Raw genomic sequence first — 21,850 nt, 5'->3', positions numbered from 1 at the left:
CTTCAGGGACATACATGAAAGTGTCCAAATGTGTCTTGTCGTGAACAATGCTTGTCAACCTGAGATCGTAGACAGCATGTGTATGCGGCCAGGCATGTCATGCGAACGTCATAATCGATGCTTATAACTGTCGCGCCCCCCTTCCAAGCGTGCAGGCGCCAATGGCATCCTGACGCATTACGCGATCCGTGCCGCTCAATTGCAGAGGGCAGTTACGCCCCCGGGAACGCCAGATGAACAACGAAGCCCAGACGCAAGTCGCTCTCACTCAAGACCAGCCGGTGGTCGAAACCCCGGTAGAAGCGCCGTTGGTCATAGAAGCCATCGTCGAACCCGCGCACCCGAGCGAGGCCCTCGCGCCGGCGCCGCACATCGTCGTGCCGGGTCTGGACGACAGCAGCCTGTACATCCATCGCGAGCTGTCGCAATTGCAGTTCAACATCCGCGTGCTGGAGCAGGCACTGGATGAATCCTATCCGCTGCTCGAGCGGCTCAAGTTTCTGCTGATCTTCTCCAGCAACCTCGACGAGTTCTTCGAGATCCGCGTGGCGGGTCTGAAGAAGCAGATCACCTTCGCCCGTGAACAGGCCGGGGCCGATGGTCTCCAGCCTCATCAGGCGCTGGCGCGAATCAGCGAGCTGGTGCATGGGCACGTCGATCGCCAGTACGCGATCCTCAACGACATCCTGTTGCCGGAGCTGGAGAAGCACCAGGTTCGCTTCATTCGCCGCCGGCACTGGACGACCAAGCTCAAGACTTGGGTGCGTCGTTATTTCCGCGATGAAATCGCCCCGATCATCACGCCGATCGGGCTGGATCCCACACACCCGTTCCCGCTGCTGGTGAACAAGAGCCTGAACTTCATCGTCGAGCTCGAAGGCATCGACGCCTTCGGCCGTGACTCGGGCCTGGCGATCATACCGGCGCCGCGCTTGTTGCCACGGGTGATCAAGGTGCCCGAGGACGTCGGTGGGCCAGGCGACAATTTCGTCTTCCTGTCCTCGATGATCCATGCCCACGCCGATGACCTGTTCCAGGGCATGAAGGTAAAGGGCTGCTACCAGTTCCGCCTGACCCGCAACGCCGACCTGTCGGTCGACACCGAAGACGTCGAAGACCTGGCGCGTGCCCTGCGCGGTGAGTTGTTCTCGCGGCGCTACGGTGATGCGGTGCGCCTGGAAGTGGCCGACACCTGCCCCAAGCATCTGTCCGACTACCTGCTCAAGCAGTTCAATTTGTCCGAGACCGAGCTCTATCAAGTCAACGGGCCGGTCAACCTGACGCGTCTGTTCAGCATCACCGGCCTGGACAGCCACCCAGAACTGCAATACCTGCCGTTCACGCCACAAATTCCGAAACTGCTGCAGAACAGCGAGAACATCTTCAGCGTGGTCAGCAAGCAGGACATCCTTCTGCTGCATCCGTTCGAGTCGTTCACGCCAGTGGTCGATCTGCTGCGCCAGGCCGCCAAGGATCCCCATGTACTGGCCGTGCGGCAGACGCTGTACCGCAGCGGTGCCAACTCCGAGATCGTCGATGCGCTGGTGGATGCCGCGCGCAACGGCAAGGAGGTGACCGCGGTCGTCGAGTTGCGCGCGCGCTTCGATGAAGAATCCAACCTGCAGCTGGCCAGCCGCCTGCAGGCCGCCGGCGCGGTGGTCATCTATGGCGTGGTGGGGTTCAAGACCCACGCCAAGATGATGCTCATTCTGCGGCGCGAGGGGGGTGAGATCGTGCGTTATGCGCATCTGGGTACCGGCAACTACCACGCCGGCAACGCCAAGCTGTACACCGACTACAGCCTCCTGACCTCGGACGATGCACTGTGCGAAGACGTCGGCAAACTGTTCAGCCAGTTGATCGGCATGGGCAAGACGCTGCGCATGAAAAAGCTGCTGCATGCACCCTTCACGCTGAAGAAGGGCATGCTCGACATGATCGCGCGCGAAACTCAGTACGCGCTCGATGGCAAGCCGGCGCACATCATCGCCAAGTTCAACTCGCTGACCGATCCAAAGATCATCCGCGCGCTGTACAAGGCCAGCCAGTCCGGTGTGCGTATCGATCTGGTGGTGCGTGGCATGTGCTGCCTGCGGCCGGGTATTCCCGGGGTGTCGCACAATATCCATGTGCGCTCGATCATCGGGCGCTTCCTGGAGCACACGCGGGTGTTCTACTTCCTCAACGGTGGCGAGGAGCAGATGTTCCTGTCCAGCGCCGACTGGATGGAGCGCAACCTCGACAAGCGTGTGGAGACTTGTTTCCCGGTCGAAGGCAAGAAGCTGATCATGCGGGTCAAGAAGGAGCTGGAGAGCTACCTGACCGACAACACCCATTCCTGGATCCTGCAGGCGGACGGGCGCTACGTGCGCAACACGCCGACCGGCAACCAGAACGCCCGCAGTGCACAGGACACCCTGCTGGAGCGGCTGAGCAACCCGATCCTGCCGGTGCGCTAGCAGACATCACGATCGGCGGCGCCCCCTTCGCGGGCAGAGACCCGCTCCCACAGGGATCGCATTCCAATGTGGGAGCGGGTCTCTGCCCGCGAAAGGTCCTGTGCGGTCTTCAGCGAACGGTCAGGGTAAAGCCCACCTCCTACAGGGATCGCATTCCAATGTGGGAGCGGGTCTCTGCCCGCGAAAGGGCCTGCGCGGTCTTCAGCGAACGGTCAGGGTAAAACCCACCTCCCACAGGGATCGCATTCCAATGTGGGAGCGGGTCTCTGCGCGCGAAAGGTCCTGTGCGGTCTTCAGCGAACGGTCAGGGTAAAGCCCACCTCCTACAGGGATCGCATTCCAATGTGGGAGCGGGTCTCTGCCCGCGAAAGGGCCTGCGCGGTCTTCAGCGAACGGTCAGGGTAAAACCCACCTCCCACAGGGATCGCATTCCAATGTGGGAGCGGGTCTCTGCGCGCGAAAGGGCCTGCGCGGTCTTCAGCGGACGTTCAGGGTAAAGCCCACCTCCCACAGGGATCGCATTCCACTGTGGGAGCGGGTCTCCGCCCGCGAAAGGGCCTGCGCGGTCTTCAGCGAACGGTCAGGGTAAAGCCCACCTCCCACAGGGATCGCATTCCACTGTGGGAGCGGGTCTCTGCCCGCGAAGGGGCCTGCGCGGTCTTCAGCGAACGGTCAGGGTAAAGCCCACCTCCCACAGGGATCGCATTCCAATGTGGGAGCGGGTCTCTGCCCGCGAAAGGGCCTGCGCGGTCTTCAGCGAACGGTCAGGGTAAAGTCCACCTCCCTCAGGGATCGCATTCCAATGTGGGAGCGGGTCTCCGCCCGCGAAAGGGCCTGCGCGGTCTTCAGCGAACGGTCAGGGTAAAGCCCACCTCCCACAGGGATCGCATTCCAATGTGGGAGCGGGTCTCTGCCCGCGAAGGGGCCTGCGCGGTCTTCAGCGAACGGTCAGGGTAAAGCCCACCTCCCACAGGGATCACATTCCAATGTGGGAGCGGGTCTCTGCCCGCGAAGGCGCCTGCTCAATCTTCAGCGAACGGTCAGGGTAAAGCCCACCTCCCACAGGGATCGCATTCCAATGTGGGAGCGGGTCTCTGCCCGCGAAGGCGCCTGCTCAATCTTCAGCGAACGGTCAGGGTAAAGCCCACCTCCCACAGGGATCGCACTCCAATGTGGGAGCGGGTCTCTGCCCGCGAAAGGGCCTGCGCGGTCTTCAGCGAACGGTCAGGGTAAAGCCCACCTCCCACAGGGATCGCACTCCAATGTGGGAGCGGGTCTCCGCCCGCGAAAGGGCCTGTGCGGTCTTCAGCGAGCGGTCAGGGTAAAGCCCACCTCCCACAGGGATCGCATTCCAATGTGGGAGCGGGTCTCCGCCCGCGAAAGGGCCTGCGCGGTCTTCAGCGAACGGTCAGGGTAAAGCCCACCTCCCACAGGGATCACATTCCAATGTGGGAGCGGGTCTCTGCCCGCGAAGGCGCCTGCTCAATCTTCAGCGAACGGTCAGGGTAAAGCCCACCTCCCACAGGGATCGCATTCCAATGTGGGAGCGGGTCTCTGTCCGCGAAAGGGCCTGCGCGGTCTTCAGCGAACGGTCAGGGTAAAACCCACGCGGGTCAGCCATTCGGCTTCCTGGGCGAAATCGGCCTGGGTCAGTTGGTTGTTTTCCAGCCAGCCATCGGGGAACACCACGTCCAGGCTCTTGGCCTTGGCATGCAGGGAAACCGCCGGCATCGTCTGAGTGCCCCGAATGTGGTGGAACAGGATGGCGAAGCGCAGCAGCACGCACAGGCGGATCAACTGCTCCCCGTCATCGCCGAACTCGGCGAACTTGTCCTTGGGGATGTTGCGTCGGTGGCCACGTACAAGCAGCGCCAACATCTGCTGGTCTTCACGCGAGAAGCCGGCCAGATCCGAGTGTTCGATCAGGTAGGCGCCGTGCTTGTGGTAATGGTAGTGGGCGATGTCCAGGCCGATCTCGTGGACCTTCGCCGCCCAGCCCAGCAGTTCGCGCCAGACCCCATCTTCCAGCCCCCAGTCCGCTGCCACCTGGTCGAAGGCATGCAGGGCCTTGCGCTCCACGCGCTCGGCCTGCTCGACGTCGACGTGATAGCGGGTCATCAGCGAACCCAGGGTGCGCTCGCGCACGTCCTCGTGGTGGTGACGACCCAGCAGGTCGTACAGCACGCCTTCGCGCAGGGCGCCATCGCAGTGGTCCATGCGCTGCAGGGCGAGCGCATCGAAGATCGCTTCGAGAATCGCCAGCCCCGCCGGGAAGATGGTCCGTCGATCCGGCTTGATGCCGTCGAAATCGATCTTGTCCACATCGCCCAGCTTGAACAGCTTGCGCTTGAGCCAGGCCAGCCCGTCGGCGTTGACCTCGCCGCTGCCCTGACCGCCGGCTTTCAGTGCCAGGCCGATGGCGCGGATGGTGCCGGAGGAGCCGATGGCCTCGTCCCAACTGAGCCGATGCAGAGCGTTCTCGATGCTCATGATCTCCAGACGCGCCGCCGTGTAGGCCTGGGCATAGCGGGCGGGGGTGATCTTGCCGTCGCGGAAGTAACGCTGGGTGTAGCTCACGCAGCCCATCTGCAGGCTTTCGCGCAGCAATGGCTCGAACCGCTGGCCGATGATGAACTCGGTACTGCCGCCGCCGATGTCGGCAACCAGGCGCTTGCCCGGAGTATCGGCCAGGGTGTGGGAAACGCCCAGATAGATAAGGCGAGCTTCTTCGCGGCCGGAGATGACTTCCACCGGATGGCCCAGGATCTGCTCGGCGCGGACGATGAATTCATTGCGGTTGCGGGCTTCGCGCAGAGCGTTGGTGCCCACGATGCGCACGGCGCCCAGGGGCAGGCCGTTGATCAGCTGGGCGAAGCGCTTGAGGCAGTCCAGGCCGCGTTGCATCGACTCTTCGCTGAGCTTGCGCTCCTCGTCGATGCCGGCGGCAAGCTGGACCTTTTCCCCCTGACGTTCGAGGATGCGGATTTCATTGACGTGGGCCTTGGCCACCACCATATGAAAGCTGTTCGAGCCCAGGTCGATGGCGGCGATCAGGGACAGGTTCTTGGCTTTGGTCTGCGGCATGGTCAAAGGATCTCGGTCGTTAACCCCCGCATCGTGCCACGATCAGGCGACGGCGCCAACGCGCCATCCTGATCTTTGCGCCCGGGCCCGAGCTCTGGCGAGCCCAGGCGACCTTCAAGCCGGCTGCATACCGATGAACTGCGCCAGCTCGGGCGTACGCGGATTGACGAACAAGTCCTTGGGGTCGCCCACTTCGTGCACCTTGCCGTGGTGCATGAACACCAGCTTGTCACCGACTTCGCGGGCGAAGCGCATTTCATGGGTGACCATGATCAGCGTCATGCCATCCTCGGCCAGTTTGCGCACCACGCTGAGCACTTCGTTGACCAGTTCCGGGTCGAGCGCCGAAGTGATTTCGTCGCACAGCAGCACCTTGGGCGACATGGCCAGGGCCCGGGCGATCGCCACCCGTTGCTGCTGGCCACCCGACAGCCGATCAGGGAACGCATCGAATTTCTCGCCCAGACCGACGCGTTCGAGCATCTCGCGGGCCAGTTCGCGGGCGCGGGCCTTGGGCACCTTCTGCACCACCTGCGGAGCGAGCATGACGTTCTCGCCCACGCTCAGGTGCGGGAACAGGTTGAACTGCTGGAACACCATGCCGACCTTCTGGCGCAGACTGCGCAAATCGGCGCGCGCGGCGTCCAGGTATTCACCATCGACTTCGATGACGCCGTCATTGATCGATTCCAGGCCGTTCAGGGTGCGCAGCAAGGTGCTCTTGCCCGAACCGCTGCGGCCGATGATCGCGACCACCTGACCTTCGTCCACGCTCAGGTCGATGCCCTTGAGCACATGATGATCGCCGTAGTACTTGTGCAGGGCGGAAATCCTAAGCAGCGGCATGCAGCCTCCTTTCCAGATAACGGGCACTGAGCGACAGCGGGTAGCACAGGGCGAAGTAGCCCAGGGCGACGAAGCCGTAGACCATGAAGGGTTCGAAGGTGGCGTTGGCCAGCATGCTGCCGGTCTTGGTCAGCTCGGTGAAGCCGATGATCGAGGTCACCGCAGTGCCCTTGACCACCTGCACCGAGAAGCCCACGGTCGGCGCCACGGCGATGCGCAAGGCCTGGGGCAGGATCACGTAGCGCAGTTGCTCGGTCCGGGTCAGCGCCAGGCTGGCCGAGGCTTCCCACTGGCCGTTGCCGATGGACTCCACGCAACCGCGCCAGATCTCGGCCAGATAGGCGCTGGTGAACAGCGTCAGGGCCAGGGCTGCGGCCACCCAGGGCGAAATGTCTACGCCCATCAGCGCCACGCCGAAGAACACCAGGAACAGCTGCATCAGCAGTGGCGTGCCCTGAAACACTTCGATGTAGCAGCGCGCTACGGTGCGCAGCGGATGCATGGGGGAGATGCGCAGGGTCATCACCAGCAAGCCGATCAGCCCGCCGCCGATGAACGCCACAAGGCTCAAGGCCAGGGTCCATTGCAGGCCGGTGAGCAGATTGCGCACGATGTCCCACAGGGTGAAATCCATCAACTGTTCCTCATGATGAGACGCCGACCCAGCCAGTTCAGCAGCATGCGGATCAGGATCGACATGACCAGGTACACCAGGGTGGTCAGCAGATACGTCTCGAACGCGCGGAAATTACGTGACTGGATGAAGTTGGCGTAGAAGCTCAGCTCCTGCGTGGCGATCTGCGAACACACCGCCGAGCCCAGCATGACGATGATGATCTGGCTGCTCAGCGCCGGCCAGACCTTGGCCAGCGCCGGCTGCAGGACCACGTAGCGGAAGGCTTCGAACCGGCTCATGGCCAGGGCCGCCGACGCTTCGAGCTGGCCCTTGGGTATGGCCTGGATGCCGGCACGGATGATCTCGGTGGAGTAGGCACCCAGATTGACCACCATGGCCAGCACTGCGGCTTGCCATTCGCTGATCTGCACACCCAGGCTGGGCAGGCCGAAGAAGATGAAGAACAGCTGCACCAGGAAGGGCGTGTTGCGGATCAACTCCACGTAGACCCCAAACAGGCCGGCGAACGGCTTGATCTGCCAGGCCCGCACGGCGCCACCGACGATGCCCACGGCCACCCCGAGGAGCGCGCCGATGGCGGTCAGCTCAAGGGTGAACAGTGCACCCTTGAGCAGCAGGTCGGCCTGGGCGAGCACCGGGGCGAAAGCGAACTGATAGGCCATTGCGTACGCTCGACAATCAGAGATCGGCGGGCAGCGGCTGCTTCAGCCAGGTCTGCGCATTCTTTTCCAGGCTGCCGTCTTTCTTGCCTGCGGCGATGATCTCGTTGACCTTGGCCAGGAGCTCCGGCTGTTGCTTGTTGATGCCCACGTACACGGGCGAGTCCTTGAGCTTGAGCTTCATGGCCGGAATGCGCTTGGGGTTCTTTTCCGAAATGGCCACCATCACCACGTTGCCGCTGGCGATCAGGTCGGTCTGGCCGGCGAGGTAGGCGGCGATGGTCGAGTTGTTGTCCTCGAAGCGTTTGATGGTGAGGCCTTCGGGGGCGACCTTGCTCAGCTCGATGTCTTCGATGGCGCCGCGGGTCACGCTGATGGTCTTGCCTTTGAGGTCATCCAGAGTGGCGATCGGTGCTTCTGGCGGGCCGAACACGGCCAGGTAGAAGGGCGCGTAGGCACTGGAGAAGTCGATGACCTGTTCACGCTCGGCGTTCTTGCCCAGGCTCGAGATCACCAGGTCGACCTTGCCGGTGGTGAGGTAGGGAATGCGGTTTGTAGAGTTCACTGGCGTGAGCTGCAGCTTCACCTTCAACTGATCGGCGATCAGCTTGGCGGTGTCGATGTCCAGGCCACGCGGTTGCATGTCGGGGCCGACCGAGCCGAACGGTGGGAAGTCCTGCGGCACGGCGACACGCAAGGTGCCGCGTTCGGTGATGTCGCTCAGGCCGTCGGCGTGAACGGCCTGAGCGAGCATGAAGCTGGCGGCCAGGGCAGTGAACAGCAGTCTGCAGCGCGAAATCATGGCAGTACTCCGATTGCGATCGAGTCGAGGTTGCCAGGGGTGGTAGCACAGCGCGTGCCAGAATGGGGCAGGGCGCGGATTGCGCTGGCTTTCCATGGGTATTGACGTGTGGAAGCTGCCCATCCGGGGGCACGGCACGCACCGTTGCGGAGCGCCCTGCACTGCACCTGCGGTCATTCCTGGTGCGTTGAGCGTCGTTCCATTGGCTGTATCACCGATGTTCATAGTGATGATCAATGATCATCGGCTTCCTGTGACGGCGCTGTGCCGCTATGATGGGCCACGTTTTTCTTTCCGAATATGACCACGGAGACACTCCATGAGCAGCGACCTTATCAAGCACGTCAGCGACGCCAGCTTCGAAGCAGATGTACTGAAGGCTGACGGTGCTGTACTCGTCGACTACTGGGCCGAGTGGTGTGGCCCGTGCAAGATGATCGCCCCGGTACTCGACGAGATCGCCGAAACCTACAAGGGCAAGCTGACCGTCGCCAAGCTCAACATCGACGAGAATCAGGAAACCCCGGCCAAGCACGGCGTGCGTGGCATCCCGACGCTGATGCTGTTCAAGAACGGCAACGTCGAGGCGACCAAGGTCGGTGCACTGTCCAAGTCGCAGTTGGCAGCCTTCCTGGACGCCAACATCTGACACCCGAAAGGCCCCGCATTCGTCGGGGCCTTTTTCTGGCCGTGATACTGGACGCCTGCAAATCCAGGTGTTACATTCGGCCTCGCATTGGTTTCTCCTCTGCCCCCTGCAAGCCGTCGCCGACGCACTCCTACTCGAATCAGTACGCGATCCTGTCGCCTTCTCTGCGGCGCGGCCTCATTAAGCCCAAAGCTTAATTTCTCCCCTCCATACACGATTACGTCATTCCCTTATGAACCTGACTGAACTCAAGCAAAAGCCGATCACCGATCTGCTCGAAATGGCCGAACAGATGGGCATAGAAAATATGGCCCGTTCGCGCAAGCAGGACGTGATTTTCTCCCTGTTGAAGAAGCATGCCAAAAGCGGTGAGGAAATCTCCGGTGATGGCGTGCTGGAGATTCTCCAGGACGGCTTCGGCTTCCTGCGTTCGGCTGACGCCTCGTACCTGGCCGGCCCAGACGACATCTATGTGTCGCCTAGCCAGATCCGCCGCTTCAACCTGCGTACCGGCGACACCATCGTCGGCAAGATCCGCCCGCCGAAGGAAGGCGAGCGTTATTTCGCCCTGTTGAAAGTCGATACCATCAACTTCGACCGTCCGGAAAACGCGAAAAACAAGATTCTCTTCGAAAACCTCACGCCGCTGTTCCCCACGGTGCGCATGAAGATGGAAGCCGGCAACGGTTCCACCGAAGACCTCACCGGTCGTGTCATCGACCTGTGCGCCCCGATCGGCAAGGGCCAGCGCGGCCTGATCGTCGCTCCGCCGAAAGCGGGCAAGACCATCATGCTGCAGAACATCGCGTCGAACATCACGCGCAACAATCCCGAATGCCACCTGATCGTTCTGCTGATCGACGAGCGTCCGGAAGAAGTGACCGAGATGCAGCGCACCGTGCGCGGCGAAGTGGTCGCCTCGACCTTCGACGAGCCGCCAACTCGCCACGTGCAAGTGGCCGAGATGGTGATCGAGAAGGCCAAGCGCCTGGTCGAGCACAAGAAGGACGTGGTCATCCTGCTCGACTCGATCACCCGTCTGGCGCGTGCCTACAACACCGTGATCCCGAGCTCCGGCAAGGTCCTGACCGGTGGTGTCGACGCCCACGCCCTGGAGAAGCCGAAGCGTTTTTTCGGTGCTGCGCGTAACATCGAGGAAGGCGGTTCGCTGACCATCATCGCCACCGCGCTGGTCGAAACCGGCTCGAAGATGGATGAAGTGATCTACGAAGAGTTCAAGGGTACCGGCAACATGGAACTGCCCCTGGACCGCAAGATCGCCGAAAAGCGCGTCTTCCCGGCCATCAACATCAACCGTTCCGGTACCCGTCGCGAAGAGCTGCTGACCGCCGACGACGAACTGCAGCGCATGTGGATCCTGCGCAAGCTGCTGCACCCGATGGACGAAGTCGCAGCCATCGAGTTCCTGATCGACAAGCTCAAGCAGACCAAGACCAACGACGAGTTCTTCCTGTCGATGAAGCGCAAGTAAGCCCAGCGGCTGCTTGATCCGAATGGCGCCCTTGTGGCGCCATTCGCATTTTCACTGCCTCAATCCGATCGCTATTCCCATTAAAGCCCAGCCGGCGGCTGCCAGCGGTCGCCAGAGCAGGTAGGATGTACGCTTATTTTCTAACTGGCATGGTCGATGAAATTCAAGGATCTTCGGGATTTCGTGCAGCAGCTTGAGCAGCGCGGAGAGTTGAAACGCATTCAGGTGCCCATCTCGCCGGTGCTCGAAATGACCGAGGTGTGCGACCGCACCCTGCGCGCAAAAGGGCCGGCATTGCTTTTCGAAAAGCCCACCGGCTTCGATATCCCGGTGCTGGGCAACCTGTTCGGCACGCCCGAGCGGGTGGCCATGGGCATGGGCGCCGAATCGGTGAGCGAGCTGCGCGAGATCGGCAAGCTGCTGGCGTTCCTCAAGGAGCCCGAGCCGCCCAAGGGACTGCGCGATGCCTGGTCCAAGCTGCCGATCTTCAAGAAGATCATCGCCATGGCGCCCAAGGTGATCAAGGACGCGCCCTGCCAGGAGATCGTTCTGGAAGGCGACGACGTCGACCTCGGCATGCTGCCCGTGCAGCATTGCTGGCCTGGCGACGTTGCGCCGTTGATCACCTGGGGCCTGACGGTCACCAAGGGGCCGAACAAGGAGCGTCAGAACCTGGGTATCTATCGTCAGCAGGTGATCGGCCGCAACAAGGTCATCATGCGCTGGCTGAGCCATCGCGGCGGCGCTCTGGATTACCGTGAGTGGTGCGACAAGCATCCGGGACAACCTTTCCCCGTGGCCGTGGCCCTGGGTGCCGACCCTGCGACCATCCTCGGTGCGGTGACGCCGGTCCCCGACAGCCTGTCCGAATACGCCTTCGCCGGACTGCTGCGCGGTAACCGCACCGAGTTGGTGAAGTGCCGCGGCAACGACCTGCAGGTGCCGGCCACCGCCGAGATCATCCTGGAAGGGGTGATTCATCCGGGCGAGATGGCCGACGAAGGGCCGTACGGCGATCACACCGGCTACTACAACGAAGTCGACAAGTTTCCGGTTTTCACCGTGCAGCGCATCACCCACCGGATCAAGCCGATCTACCACAGCACCTACACCGGCCGACCACCGGATGAGCCCGCCATTCTGGGCGTGGCGCTGAACGAAGTGTTCGTGCCGATCCTGCAGAAGCAGTTCCCGGAAATCACCGACTTCTACCTGCCGCCCGAAGGCTGCTCCTACCGCATGGCGGTGGTGACCATGAAGAAGCAGTATCCGGGACACGCCAAGCGGGTCATGCTCGGAGTGTGGTCGTTCCTGCGCCAGTTCATGTACACCAAGTTCGTGATCGTCACCGACGACGACATCAATGCCCGGGACTGGAACGACGTGATCTGGGCCATCACCACGCGCATGGACCCCAAGCGCGACACCGTGATGATCGACAACACCCCGATCGACTACCTGGACTTCGCATCGCCGGTGTCGGGTCTGGGCTCGAAGATGGGCCTGGATGCCACGCATAAATGGCCAGGCGAGACGACGCGCGAATGGGGGCGGGTCATCGTCAAGGACGAGGCCGTGACCCGACGCATCGATGAACTCTGGAATCAGTTGGGAATAGATTGATGCGTGTGACCTTGCAACCTTCGGGCGTGGTGCTGGAAACCCTGCCTGGCGAGCGGATCCTGGCTGCCGCGCAGCGCCTGGGCTACGAGTGCCCGCAGAGCTGTCGCAATGGCAATTGCCATGTGTGCAGCGCGGTGCTGGTGGAAGGCAGCGTTCGTGAGGAAGGCGTCGTGATCGATCACGGCGAGTTTCACACCTGCATCGCAGAGCCTTTGGAGGATTGCGTGATCCTCTGGGACGGTGTGCTGGCCAAGGGCGAGCTGCCGGTGCGCAGCCTCGCCTGCCAACTGATCGACTGCGTCGATATCGGCGGCGACGTCTGGCGTGTGCGCCTGCGCGCGCCGGCTGGCAAGCCCCCGCGCTACCACGCTGGGCAATACCTGATGATCGAGCGCGACAACGGCGAAAAGTCAGCCTTTTCCTTGGCGTCTGCACCCCATAGCGGGCGCGACCTGGAACTGCATGTGCTGGTTCGCGAGGCCAGCGCACAGAGCCTGATCGAGCAGTTGCAGCGCAATGGCATGGCCCGTGTGCACATGCCCTATGGCGATACCCACCTGGCTGAATTGCCCGATGGGCCGTTGGTGCTGATTGCCGCAGGGACCGGGATGGCGCAAATGAACAGCCTGATCGAGCACTGCCGTTCCCAGGGCTTCAAGCATCCGGTGCATCTGTACTGGGGTGTGCGTCGCCCCGAGGATTTCTACGCGCTGGAACATTGGGAGCAATGGAAGCAGTTGCCCAACCTGTTTCTGAACAAGGTGGTGAGCGACCTGTGCGGTTGGGAAGGGCGCTGCGGCCTGCTGCACGAAGCGGTCTGCGAAGACATCGCCGACCTCAGCGGGGTGCATGTCTATGGCAGCGGCTCACCGGCGATGATCTATGCCACGCTCGATGCCCTGGTCGAAGCCGGCATGGATGCGCACCAGATGCGTGCGGACGTCTTCGCCTACGCGCCGCGCCCACTCTAGTTTCTTCGGCACTGCTTCATTTTGTGGCTTGAACTTCCTCACTGCATGGCCGGCGTCGAACACGACGCCGTGTAATCGTGCACGGAGTTTTGTGCCTGTACTGCTTTAGTGCTTATAACCAATCTGTTCGAAGTTGATTATAAGCAATTGTATTTATTGATCAATCTGCCATACGGTAGGGGCGCGACAGTTGCAATGCGTTAGAGTAAGGGTTCATTGCAATCTTACGGGGATAACAGGCGACTGCTTATGTCGGTACTCGAAACTGCGCACTTGAATGTGGTCTATCCACCGTCGCTCGATCTCGGGCCAAAACTGACCCACGAGCAACTTCTTCATTCACTGAATACGACGATGCGACGTCATCGTGGCGGTCCGGTCTGGCTGTTCGCCTACGGCTCGCTCATCTGGCGGCCCGAATGCAGCGCCGCGGAACGTCGTCGCGCTCGAGTCCATGGCTATCACCGGGGCCTTTACCTGTGGTCCCACGAGCACCGAGGCACGCCCGAGCGGCCGGGCCTGGTGTTCGGTCTGGACCGTGGCGGCTCCTGCGCCGGGTTCGCCTACCGCCTGCCGCAGGAAAATCTCGAAGACTCGCTTTTGGCGCTTTGGCAGCGTGAAATGCCCTATCCCTCCTACCGCCCGCACTGGCTCAACTGCCGTCTGGAAGACGGCACCAAGGTACAGGCGTTGGGTTTCGTGCTGGAGCGGCATTTGCCCAGCTATGCCGGCAACTTGCCCGACAACCTGCTGACGCAGATTCTGGACGGTGCCAGTGGTCGCTTCGGCAGCACTCGCGATTACGTCGAGCAGACCGTCAGTGCCCTGCGCAATCACGCAATGCCGGACAAGAACCTGGAAGCCAGGCTCAAGCGTTGCCATCAGGGCAGCTGCACTCAAGCTTCGCAGCAATTCCTGCCCTGACGGCGTAGCCTGGGTTAATCAGGCATGGCGCTCGGCGCTGGCCACTTGCTTGTGCCAGAGCGTGGGGATCAGGAAGACGATTGCCAGCAGGCAGGCGCCGATCAGCAGGACGAAACCACCGTCCCAGCCGAAGTGGTCCACGGTGTAGCCCATCGCGGCGCTGGCGGCGACCGAGCCACCCAGGTAGCCGAACAGGCCGGTGAAGCCGGCAGCGGTCCCTGCCGCTTTCTTCGGTGCCAATTCCAGGGCCTGCAGGCCGATCAACATCACTGGGCCGTAGATCAGGAAGCCGATCGAGAACAGCGCGATCATGTCCACGGTCGGGTTGCCCGGCGGGTTGAGCCAGTACACCAGAGTGGCAACGGTCACCAGGGCCATGAACACCACGCCGGTCAGCCCGCGATTGCCGCGGAAGATCTTGTCCGACATCCAGCCACACAGCAACGTGCCGGGAATGCCGGCCCACTCATAGAAGAAATACGCCCATGAGGTGGTGTCCACGGTGAAGTGCTTGGCTTCCTTGAGGTAGGTCGGCGCCCAGTCCAGTACGCCATAGCGCAGCAGGTAGACGAACACGTTGGCCAGGGCGATGTACCACAGCATCTTGTTGCGCAGCACGTACTTGACGAAGATTTCCTTGGCGGTGAATTCTTCTTCGTGGCTGGCATCGTAGCCTTCCGGGTAATCGTTCTTGTACTGTTCGATCGGCGGCAGGCCCACCGATTGCGGCGTGTCGCGCATGGTCGCGAAGGCGAACAGGGCCACCAGCAATGCAACTGCCGCCGGCACGTAGAATGCCGCGTGCCAATCGTTGAACAGGCCCATGCCGAGCAGGAACAGCGGGCCGATCAGGCCACCACCGACGTTGTGCGCTACGTTCCACACCGACACCACGCCGCCGCGCTCTTTCTGCGACCACCAGTGCACCATGGTCCGTCCACTGGGCGGCCAGCCCATGCCCTGGGCCCAACCGTTGATGAACAGCAATATGAACATCATGGTGACGCTGGAGGTTGCCCAGGGTGCGAACCCGAATACGAACATCACGCCGGCCGAGATCAGCAGACCGAACGGCAGGAAGTAGCGCGGGTTGGAGCGGTCGGAGACGATCCCCATGAGGAACTTCGACAGGCCGTAGGAAATGGCGATGGCAGACATCGCCAGACCCAGCTGGCCACGGGTGTAGCCTTGCTCTTCGATCAAATAGGGCATGGCCAGCGAGAAGTTCTTGCGCAGCAGGTAATAACCGGCATAACCGATGAATATCCCGGCGAAGATCTGCCAACGAAGGCGGCGGTAGGTGCTGTCTATCTTTTCATCGGGCAGGGCGGCGCGATGAGGGGCGGGGCGGAAGAAGGCGAACATGCACAAGCTCCATTTATTGTTATTTGCTGCGGATTCGAATGTTACAGTTTCATTACCGAAAACGAAATCGATAACCGCCCAGTGGAGTGCGCGAAAATGTTGCAATGCGAACTCAAACGGTTCAGTTCTGCTCGTCATTTGGTTTCGTTTTTCGGAAGAACCGTTTCAGCTTTTCGGATTCGCACGAGCTATTGAATTGTCCATGTTGGCCGATACAAGCAGGTAACAGCGCTGGCCGGCACGACAGCCCCGGCCAGGACACGACCTTGCGGAGAGATGAAAGATGAAAGCCTGGGTATCCATAGTGCTGGCGTTGGCTCTGCCAACCGCCGTGATGGCCAATGAGGCGGCCAAAGAGGGGGAGAATGCCGCGCCCAAAGTGGCCTATATCGGCATGACCCCGCCGTTCGTGGGCAACTACGCCCTCGATGGCGGCCCCAAGCTGCACGTGTACAAGGCAGACATTGCCTTGAAGGTGACCGGGGCGGAGGCGGAGGCTGCGGTGAAGCGCCAGGATCCGCTCTTGCGCAATCAACTGGTGGCCTTGTTCGCGCAACAGACTTCCGACTCGATGAGCAATGTCGAGGGCAAGGAAAAGCTGCGCCAGGAAGCCCTCAAGCAATTGCAGCAAGTGATGAACGACGAAGAGGGCAAGCCCATCGTGGAAGACTTGCTGTTCAATAACTTGATTGTGCAGTAACAGCGCAGACGGTCAGTCGGCACTTAAGCGACATCAATTTCAGAGTAGGCCACGGCCTATTCGAATGTTCAGCGCAACTGCATTACCAGCGCCCACTGCTCTGCCGTCACCGGCATCACCGAAAGGCGACTGCCTTTTTGCACCAGGGACATTTCGGCCAGACCTGCTTGCTGCTTCAGATAACCGAGCCCGAGCACTTTGCCGAAGGTCTCGACGTGCGCGACGTCGACCGAGGTCCAAGGGTTCTTCTCGGCGCTGGCCTTGGCGTCGAAGTAGGGGCTGTCCGGGTCCAGGGCGGTGGGGTCTGGATAGTCGGCGGCCACGATTTTACCTACACCGGTTATGCCAGGTTCGGGGCAGCTGGAGTGGTAGAAGAAGAACTCATCGCCCACCGCCATGGCGCACAGAAAATTGCGCGCCTGGTAGTTTCGCACACCGTCCCAGCGCGTTTGGCCAAGCGCGGCCAAGTCCTGGATGGACAGTTCGTCAGGTTCGGATTTCATCAGCCAGTAGGCCATGACAGGGGTTCCTCAGTGATACGAAATGGCCAGCTTTTTGGGGGTTTAAAAGCAGCCGACAATTGGTTGCGCACAAAGTTTGCTTGTCGTTGAAGCTTGCCCCAGAATGCGCGCAAATTTAAGCCAGGCGCTGCTGTTCGGCAGGCCTGAATACCGTTCCGTTGATTCTTGAATTGCCTTGTAGGGGGGCAGCGTCGATGCGCCGTAAGCCGGATTTGTTGTGGACATTGGTGATCTTGTTTGGTCTGGGTGTGGTCACCACCGGATACGCGCAGAGTCTGTGGGCGAGCAAGGCTGATACGGGTGTTGAGTTGACCGTGGTGCAGACTTCGGTGGTGAGTACGCGGTAACGGTGGCGGGCCCTCTGCCTGCAAAGGCCACACCGCCACGCTCAAGTCAGATACCAACCCCTGTCCGTGACCGTGCCCTGCAACGGTACATCCCAACTGGCCTGCGCCAGGCGCCCCACCTTCTGGCATTCATGGGCCAGCCCCAGCAGCACCGGAGCATGCCACGCCGTGCGCCGAGCGCGATAGGCCAGGCTGCGGTCGTAGAAGCCGCCGCCCATGCCCAAACGCCCGCCTTCGTCATCGAACCCCACCAGCGGCAGCAGGATCAGATCCAGCGCCCAGATGGTGCGTTGGCGGGCGCGCTGGATACGGGGCTCGGGGATGCCAAATCGGTTGGGACGAAGCTTTTCGCCTCGGCGTACCCGCTGAAACACCATCTTGGTGCGCGGCCAATCGCTGAGCACCGGCAGGTAGGTCCGCTTGCCGCGCCGCTGGGCCTCGCGCAGCAAGGGCCGTGGGTCGATCTCACCATCATTGGGCAGGTACAGCGCAATGTGCCGGGCACGCCGAAACAACGGATGCTGAGCCAGTTGCCGATAGAGGCCTTGGGCAGCCTGACGCTGTTGTGCGGGGGTGAGGGCGCGACGCGCGGCGCGCAGCTGGCGGCGCAATTGCTGACGAGACGGTTGTTGACGAGGCAGCGGCGCGGAGGCGGTCATGGGCGCGGTCGATCCTGATCACGGACGCCACCGGGGCTGTGCTGCCCAGCGACAAATGAAAAGCCCACGCCGAGTCGAGCTGGCATGGGCTGGAAATTCAGGTACTCCCCGACGAGCCGCTGTCGGTGTAGCCCTTGAACCCGAAAGTTCAAGGTGGAGATCACAGGAGGTTTTAAGGCTTTCCGTCGAGCGGACATGCACACCAACCCCACGTGCAACCCCCGTGGTTGTGCGTATCGGCTCAGGGACATGACCGACTGGCAAGCACTCCAGGGAGTGGCGCCAGTATACAGAAAAGCTTTGCGGATTTCAGCCCTTGGGCGTTTCCGGATCGGTGGCAAGCACCAGATCCACGCGTTCGAGCAGATCGCGGACCTGTTCGCGGGTGTTGTCATTGACCGGGAGCGCCGGTGTGTCCTGGCGGTGCAGCAGGTCGTGAGTGATGTTAAGCGCGGCCATGACAGCAATGCGGTCGGCACCGATCACCTTGCCGCTGCTGCGGATCTCGCGCATCTTGCCATCCAGGTAACGGGCGGCGTTGACCAGATTGCTGCGCTCCTGCGGCGGGCAGATGATCGAGTATTCCTTGTCCAGGATCTGAACGGTGACGCTATTGCTTGAACTCATGAGTCTTGCTCCAGGGCCTTGAGGCGCGAAATCATGGACTCGACCTTACGCCGGGCGATTTCATTCTTTTCGATAAGACTTGCGCGTTCCTCGCGCCAGGTCTTTTCCTGCGCTAATAGGAGTCCGTTTTGTCGTTTAAGTTGCTCGACTCGTCCGATCAATGATTCGAGTCGGCTCATCAGCGCTTGTAGGTCGTTGTGTTCCATGGAGTCCCGGTAGGTACGGTTGGAAAAAGTCGCCTGCCGCTGAACTGGCAGGTCCGGTGAAGATGAACACGTAGTTGGCCGCGTCGATAGTCTGGCGCGGTTGCCGGTGCTAGGATACAAGGCCTTCATTCTAGTCATTGCGCCGTCTGGCGCCTAGTTGCCCATGCCTATTCAGAATTCCCCCTATCACGCCTTCGCCACCCTGCTCAACAGCAGCGGCCACTCCGTTTCGCCTGCCGAACTGCACGGCCTGTTACTGGGGCGCAGTTGCGCCGGGGCCGGCTTCGAGGTCGAGCCATGGCTGGTCGATGCCGCCGATCTGCTCGGCGCACCCGCCGAAGACAATGTTCGCCAGGCCTTGATCGGCTTGCAGGAAATGGTCAAGGGCGAACTCACCAGCGACGACATGACCGTGGTACTGCTGGTCCCCAGCGACGAGTCGCCGTTGCCCGAGCGGGCTGCCGCCCTGGGCGAATGGTGCCAGGGTTTCCTGGCTGGTTTCGGTCTGACCGCACGCGACACGGCGTTGAGCACCGAAGCCATGGAAGTGCTGCAGGATCTGGCCGCCATCGCCCAGGTGCAGGACGCGCTGGAAGAGTCCGAAGACGGCGAGACCGACTACATGGAGGTCATGGAATACCTGCGCGTCGCGCCGCTGCTGCTCTACACCGAGTCGGCCAAGCACCCGACCGCGGCCAGCGCCAAGCCGTCGCTGCACTGACCTGACCCCGGAGCCTGCGCCTGCCCATGAGCCACATCCCGAAATCGGAATATGCCCGCCGCCGCAAGGCACTGATGGCGCAGATGGTGCCCAACAGCATCGCCATTCTGCCCGCGGCCGCGGTGGCCGTCCGCAATCGCGACGTGGAGCACGTCTACCGCCAGGACAGCGATTTCCAGTACCTCAGCGGCTTTCCCGAGCCCGAAGCGGTGATCGCCTTGATTCCGGGGCGCGAGCATGGCGAGTACGTGCTGTTCTGCCGCGAGCGCAATCCGGAGCGCGAGCTGTGGGATGGGTTGCGGGCCGGGCAGGAGGGGGCGGTGCGCGATTTCGGCGCCGATGACGCCTTTCCCATCAGCGATATCGACGACATCCTGCCCGGCCTGATCGAGGGACGCGACCGCGTCTACTCCTCGATCGGCAGCCACCCGGAGTTCGATCGGCACCTGATGGATTGGATCAACAGCATCCGCTCCAAGGCGCGCCTGGGTGCCCAGCCGCCCAATGAATTCGAAGCGCTGGACCACCTGCTGCACGACATGCGTCTGTACAAGTCGGCGGCCGAGATCAAGGTCATGCGCCGGGCCGCCGATATTTCTGCGCGTGCCCATGTCCGTGCCATGCAGGCCTGCCGCGCCGGGCTGCACGAGTACAGCCTGGAAGCCGAGCTGGACTACGAGTTTCGCAAGGGCGGGGCGAAGATGCCGGCCTATGGCTCGATCGTGGCTGCGGGTCGCAACGCCTGCATCCTGCATTACCAGCAGAACGATGCGGTGCTGCGCGACGGCGACCTGGTGTTGATCGACGCCGGTTGCGAAATCGAATGCTATGCCAGCGACATCACCCGTACCTTCCCGGTGAGCGGTCGCTTTTCGCCCGAGCAGAAAGCCATCTACGAGCTGGTGCTCGAGGCGCAGCAGGCTGCCTTCGCTGCCATTGGTCCCGACAAGCACTGGAACCAGGCCCATGAAGCCACGGTCCAGGTCATAACCCAGGGGCTGGTGCGGCTGGGTCTGCTCAAGGGCGAGGTCGACGAGCTGATCGCCCGCGACGCGCACCGCGCGTTCTACATGCACCGCGCCGGCCACTGGCTGGGCCTGGATGTGCATGATGTCGGCGAGTACAAGGTCGGTGGCGAGTGGCGGGTGCTCGAACCCGGCATGACCCTGACCGTCGAGCCCGGCATCTACATCGCGCCCGACAACCTCAGCGTTGCGAAGAAGTGGCGGGGCATTGGCGTACGAATCGAGGACGATGTAGTGGTGACCAAGAAAGGCTGCGAGATTCTTACCGGGGCGGTGCCCAAGTCGGTCGCCGATATCGAGGCGCTGATGGCGACCGCGCGGGCTGAGGCATGAGCCGCTTCAATCTGGCCATCATCGGTGGCGGACTGGTCGGCGCGAGCCTGGCCCTGGCGTTGCAGGCCGGTGCCAAGGCTCGCGGTTGGAACATCGTCCTGATCGAGCGCTTCGCCCCCGGCGACGCCTACCAGCCCAGCTATGATGCGCGCTCCTCAGCGTTGTCCTACGGCACCCGGCAGATCTATGAGCGCCTGGGCTTGTGGCCGGCGATCAGCCAGCGTGCCGAAGCGATTCGTCAGATCCATGTTTCCGACCGCGGTCGCTTCGGCACCGCGCGGCTTCGCGCCGAGGACGAAGGCGTACCGGCCTTGGGCTATGTGGTGGAGAACGCCTGGCTCGGCCAGTGCCTGTGGCAGGCGCTTGACCGAGAGGTGGTGAGCTGGCGCTGTCCGGCGGAAGTCACCGGCACCCAGGCCTTGGCCGACGGTTACGCATTGACCTTGAACGACGGCACTCAGGTGCAGTGCGACCTGGCCGTGCTGGCCGACGGTGGTCGTTCCGAGCTGCGCGAACAGTTGGGCATTGCCGTGCAGCACACGCGCTACGATCAAGACGCCCTGATCGCCAATATCACCCCCGGCAATCCGCATCAGGGGCAGGCGTTCGAGCGCTTCACCGATGATGGGCCGATGGCCTTGCTGCCGTTGCCCGACAACCGTTGCGCACTCATCTGGACCCGTACGCCCGCCGATATCCGCCGCCTGCAGGGGTTGTCCGATGATGCGTTTCTGCAGGAGCTGCAGGGCGTATTCGGCTACCGTCTGGGTACGCTGCAGCGCGTGGGCGCCCGACATGTCTATCCGTTGTCGCTGGTACGGGCCGAGGAGCAGGTGCGTTCCAATCTGGTGGTCCTTGGCAACGCGGCGCATGCCTTGCACCCCATTGCCGGACAGGGCTTCAACCTGTCGATGCGCGACGTGCAGGCGCTGGCCGATGCCTTGCTCGCCAGCACCGGCCATGTGGGCGAACTGTCGCTGCTGCGTGGCTATGAGCAACGCCAGCGCCTGGATCAGAACCTGACCGTGGGCTTTTCGGACCAGCTGACGCGTTTGTTCGCGACACCCGATCCATGGGTCGCGGTGGGCCGCAATCTGGGCCTGCTGGGGCTCGATCTGCTGCCGCCGGCCAAGCGCTGGTTCGCACGCCAGGCAATGGGCCTGGGCACTCGGTCGGACATCAAAGGGCGATGAATACAGT

General features: G+C 62.2%; 20 protein-coding genes and 1 other RNA gene. 10 read left to right on the top strand and 11 right to left on the bottom strand.

Translation table 11 applies throughout. The features are described from left to right. Nucleotides 1-233 precede the first annotated feature (233 nt). Nucleotides 234-2,459, top strand: a complete 2,226-nt coding sequence (ppk1, locus tag BLV18_RS19915; RefSeq protein ID WP_049860302.1) for a polyphosphate kinase 1 — start codon at nucleotides 234-236, stop codon at nucleotides 2,457-2,459. Between the two features lie 1,581 nt (nucleotides 2,460-4,040). Here ppk1 and ppx read toward each other — a convergent pair. From ppx to BLV18_RS19890, 5 genes are all read right to left on the bottom strand, one after another. Beyond that, a complete protein-coding gene (gene ppx / locus BLV18_RS19910; RefSeq protein ID WP_090362439.1) occupies nucleotides 4,041-5,543 on the bottom strand; it encodes an exopolyphosphatase in 1,503 nt (500 codons plus the stop codon). Between the two features lie 114 nt (nucleotides 5,544-5,657). Continuing rightward, the gene (locus BLV18_RS19905; RefSeq protein WP_056844750.1) at nucleotides 5,658-6,389 is read right to left on the bottom strand and encodes an amino acid ABC transporter ATP-binding protein; all 732 of its coding nucleotides are present in this window, start codon (nucleotides 6,387-6,389) and stop codon (nucleotides 5,658-5,660) included. Continuing rightward, a complete protein-coding gene (locus BLV18_RS19900) occupies nucleotides 6,376-7,026 on the bottom strand; it encodes an amino acid ABC transporter permease (protein WP_082223624.1) in 651 nt (216 codons plus the stop codon). Before BLV18_RS19900 ends, BLV18_RS19905 begins: the two co-directional genes overlap by 14 nt. Further along, nucleotides 7,023-7,688 (bottom strand): amino acid ABC transporter permease, encoded by a 666-nt coding sequence (locus BLV18_RS19895; RefSeq protein ID WP_090361246.1) that lies wholly within the window; start codon nucleotides 7,686-7,688, stop codon nucleotides 7,023-7,025. Before BLV18_RS19895 ends, BLV18_RS19900 begins: the two co-directional genes overlap by 4 nt. 16 nt (nucleotides 7,689-7,704) lie before the next feature. Continuing rightward, entirely contained in the window at nucleotides 7,705-8,487 is a 783-nt protein-coding gene (locus BLV18_RS19890; protein ID WP_056844748.1) for a transporter substrate-binding domain-containing protein, read from the bottom strand. Between the two features lie 319 nt (nucleotides 8,488-8,806). Here BLV18_RS19890 and trxA point away from each other — a divergent pair, with 319 nt between their 5' ends. The 5 genes from trxA to BLV18_RS19865 all read left to right on the top strand — a co-directional run bounded on the left by trxA (nucleotide 8,807) and on the right by BLV18_RS19865 (nucleotide 14,146). Further along, a complete protein-coding gene (trxA, locus tag BLV18_RS19885) occupies nucleotides 8,807-9,136 on the top strand; it encodes a thioredoxin TrxA (RefSeq protein ID WP_043192254.1) in 330 nt (109 codons plus the stop codon). Nucleotides 9,137-9,368: 232 nt separating this feature from the next. Then, nucleotides 9,369-10,628, top strand: a complete 1,260-nt coding sequence (gene rho, locus BLV18_RS19880; RefSeq protein WP_043192255.1) for a transcription termination factor Rho — start codon at nucleotides 9,369-9,371, stop codon at nucleotides 10,626-10,628. Between the two features lie 156 nt (nucleotides 10,629-10,784). Further along, nucleotides 10,785-12,251, top strand: coding sequence for a 4-hydroxy-3-polyprenylbenzoate decarboxylase (gene ubiD, locus BLV18_RS19875; RefSeq protein ID WP_090361243.1), 1,467 nt, complete (start codon nucleotides 10,785-10,787; stop codon nucleotides 12,249-12,251). Then, the gene (locus tag BLV18_RS19870) at nucleotides 12,251-13,222 is read left to right on the top strand and encodes a CDP-6-deoxy-delta-3,4-glucoseen reductase (protein ID WP_090361240.1); all 972 of its coding nucleotides are present in this window, start codon (nucleotides 12,251-12,253) and stop codon (nucleotides 13,220-13,222) included. Before ubiD ends, BLV18_RS19870 begins: the two co-directional genes overlap by 1 nt. A 249-nt stretch (nucleotides 13,223-13,471) precedes the next feature. Next, nucleotides 13,472-14,146: a gamma-glutamylcyclotransferase gene (locus tag BLV18_RS19865; protein ID WP_090361238.1), complete on the top strand. Its 675-nt coding sequence runs from the start codon at nucleotides 13,472-13,474 to the stop codon at nucleotides 14,144-14,146. Between the two features lie 18 nt (nucleotides 14,147-14,164). Here BLV18_RS19865 and glpT read toward each other — a convergent pair whose 3' ends face one another. Next, nucleotides 14,165-15,511, bottom strand: coding sequence for a glycerol-3-phosphate transporter (gene glpT, locus BLV18_RS19860; RefSeq protein ID WP_049860293.1), 1,347 nt, complete (start codon nucleotides 15,509-15,511; stop codon nucleotides 14,165-14,167). Between the two features lie 283 nt (nucleotides 15,512-15,794). On the opposite strand from glpT, the gene BLV18_RS19855 reads away from it, so the two are divergent. Then, nucleotides 15,795-16,211: a flagellar basal body-associated protein FliL gene (locus tag BLV18_RS19855; protein WP_056844743.1), complete on the top strand. Its 417-nt coding sequence runs from the start codon at nucleotides 15,795-15,797 to the stop codon at nucleotides 16,209-16,211. Nucleotides 16,212-16,279: 68 nt separating this feature from the next. Here the strand turns inward: BLV18_RS19855 and BLV18_RS19850 are convergent, their stop codons facing one another. The 5 genes from BLV18_RS19850 to BLV18_RS19825 all read right to left on the bottom strand — a co-directional run bounded on the left by BLV18_RS19850 (nucleotide 16,280) and on the right by BLV18_RS19825 (nucleotide 18,571). Then, nucleotides 16,280-16,729 (bottom strand): EVE domain-containing protein, encoded by a 450-nt coding sequence (locus BLV18_RS19850; RefSeq protein ID WP_090361235.1) that lies wholly within the window; start codon nucleotides 16,727-16,729, stop codon nucleotides 16,280-16,282. 391 nt (nucleotides 16,730-17,120) lie between these two features. Then, nucleotides 17,121-17,738 (bottom strand): 5-formyltetrahydrofolate cyclo-ligase, encoded by a 618-nt coding sequence (locus BLV18_RS19840; RefSeq protein ID WP_090361228.1) that lies wholly within the window; start codon nucleotides 17,736-17,738, stop codon nucleotides 17,121-17,123. 101 nt (nucleotides 17,739-17,839) lie between these two features. Further along, nucleotides 17,840-18,017, bottom strand: a non-coding RNA gene (gene ssrS, locus BLV18_RS19835) — 6S RNA. 30 nt (nucleotides 18,018-18,047) lie between these two features. Continuing rightward, nucleotides 18,048-18,365: a cell division protein ZapA gene (locus BLV18_RS19830; protein WP_056844732.1), complete on the bottom strand. Its 318-nt coding sequence runs from the start codon at nucleotides 18,363-18,365 to the stop codon at nucleotides 18,048-18,050. Further along, complete coding sequence (locus BLV18_RS19825) at nucleotides 18,362-18,571, bottom strand: TIGR02449 family protein (RefSeq protein WP_043193782.1); 210 nt, start codon at nucleotides 18,569-18,571, stop codon at nucleotides 18,362-18,364. Before BLV18_RS19825 ends, BLV18_RS19830 begins: the two co-directional genes overlap by 4 nt. A gap of 163 nt (nucleotides 18,572-18,734) precedes the next feature. Between BLV18_RS19825 and BLV18_RS19820 the strand changes: the two genes are divergently transcribed. From BLV18_RS19820 to ubiH, 3 genes are read left to right on the top strand one after another with little or no spacing between them, the layout of a single operon-like run. Beyond that, entirely contained in the window at nucleotides 18,735-19,292 is a 558-nt protein-coding gene (locus BLV18_RS19820; protein WP_090361225.1) for a YecA/YgfB family protein, read from the top strand. A gap of 26 nt (nucleotides 19,293-19,318) precedes the next feature. Next, nucleotides 19,319-20,650 (top strand): Xaa-Pro aminopeptidase, encoded by a 1,332-nt coding sequence (gene pepP, locus BLV18_RS19815; RefSeq protein ID WP_049860287.1) that lies wholly within the window; start codon nucleotides 19,319-19,321, stop codon nucleotides 20,648-20,650. Then, on the top strand, nucleotides 20,647-21,843 hold the full coding sequence (gene ubiH / locus BLV18_RS19810; protein WP_090361221.1) for a 2-octaprenyl-6-methoxyphenyl hydroxylase: 1,197 nt from the start codon (nucleotides 20,647-20,649) through the stop codon (nucleotides 21,841-21,843). Before pepP ends, ubiH begins: the two co-directional genes overlap by 4 nt. Nucleotides 21,844-21,850 lie beyond the last annotated feature (7 nt).

Origin of the sequence: Pseudomonas coleopterorum, from assembly GCF_900105555.1 — a bacterium.
Lineage (GTDB): Bacteria > Pseudomonadota > Gammaproteobacteria > Pseudomonadales > Pseudomonadaceae > Aquipseudomonas > Aquipseudomonas coleopterorum.
This window is presented reverse-complemented; position numbering and strand designations above follow the sequence as displayed.

What these genes read in the sequence shown, in the direction of transcription:
- ppk1 (WP_049860302.1), top strand. Translation starts at nt 234, where the DNA reads ATGAACAACGAAGCCCAGACGCAAGTCGCTCTCACTCAAGACCAGCCG.
- ppx (WP_090362439.1), bottom strand. Translation starts at nt 5,543, where the DNA reads ATGCCGCAGACCAAAGCCAAGAACCTGTCCCTGATCGCCGCCATCGAC.
- BLV18_RS19905 (WP_056844750.1), bottom strand. Translation starts at nt 6,389, where the DNA reads ATGCCGCTGCTTAGGATTTCCGCCCTGCACAAGTACTACGGCGATCAT.
- BLV18_RS19895 (WP_090361246.1), bottom strand. Translation starts at nt 7,688, where the DNA reads ATGGCCTATCAGTTCGCTTTCGCCCCGGTGCTCGCCCAGGCCGACCTG.
- BLV18_RS19890 (WP_056844748.1), bottom strand. Translation starts at nt 8,487, where the DNA reads ATGATTTCGCGCTGCAGACTGCTGTTCACTGCCCTGGCCGCCAGCTTC.
- trxA (WP_043192254.1), top strand. Translation starts at nt 8,807, where the DNA reads ATGAGCAGCGACCTTATCAAGCACGTCAGCGACGCCAGCTTCGAAGCA.
- rho (WP_043192255.1), top strand. Translation starts at nt 9,369, where the DNA reads ATGAACCTGACTGAACTCAAGCAAAAGCCGATCACCGATCTGCTCGAA.
- ubiD (WP_090361243.1), top strand. Translation starts at nt 10,785, where the DNA reads ATGAAATTCAAGGATCTTCGGGATTTCGTGCAGCAGCTTGAGCAGCGC.
- BLV18_RS19870 (WP_090361240.1), top strand. Translation starts at nt 12,251, where the DNA reads ATGCGTGTGACCTTGCAACCTTCGGGCGTGGTGCTGGAAACCCTGCCT.
- BLV18_RS19865 (WP_090361238.1), top strand. Translation starts at nt 13,472, where the DNA reads ATGTCGGTACTCGAAACTGCGCACTTGAATGTGGTCTATCCACCGTCG.
- glpT (WP_049860293.1), bottom strand. Translation starts at nt 15,511, where the DNA reads ATGTTCGCCTTCTTCCGCCCCGCCCCTCATCGCGCCGCCCTGCCCGAT.
- BLV18_RS19855 (WP_056844743.1), top strand. Translation starts at nt 15,795, where the DNA reads ATGAAAGCCTGGGTATCCATAGTGCTGGCGTTGGCTCTGCCAACCGCC.
- BLV18_RS19850 (WP_090361235.1), bottom strand. Translation starts at nt 16,729, where the DNA reads ATGGCCTACTGGCTGATGAAATCCGAACCTGACGAACTGTCCATCCAG.
- BLV18_RS19840 (WP_090361228.1), bottom strand. Translation starts at nt 17,738, where the DNA reads ATGACCGCCTCCGCGCCGCTGCCTCGTCAACAACCGTCTCGTCAGCAA.
- BLV18_RS19830 (WP_056844732.1), bottom strand. Translation starts at nt 18,365, where the DNA reads ATGAGTTCAAGCAATAGCGTCACCGTTCAGATCCTGGACAAGGAATAC.
- BLV18_RS19825 (WP_043193782.1), bottom strand. Translation starts at nt 18,571, where the DNA reads ATGGAACACAACGACCTACAAGCGCTGATGAGCCGACTCGAATCATTG.
- BLV18_RS19820 (WP_090361225.1), top strand. Translation starts at nt 18,735, where the DNA reads ATGCCTATTCAGAATTCCCCCTATCACGCCTTCGCCACCCTGCTCAAC.
- pepP (WP_049860287.1), top strand. Translation starts at nt 19,319, where the DNA reads ATGAGCCACATCCCGAAATCGGAATATGCCCGCCGCCGCAAGGCACTG.
- ubiH (WP_090361221.1), top strand. Translation starts at nt 20,647, where the DNA reads ATGAGCCGCTTCAATCTGGCCATCATCGGTGGCGGACTGGTCGGCGCG.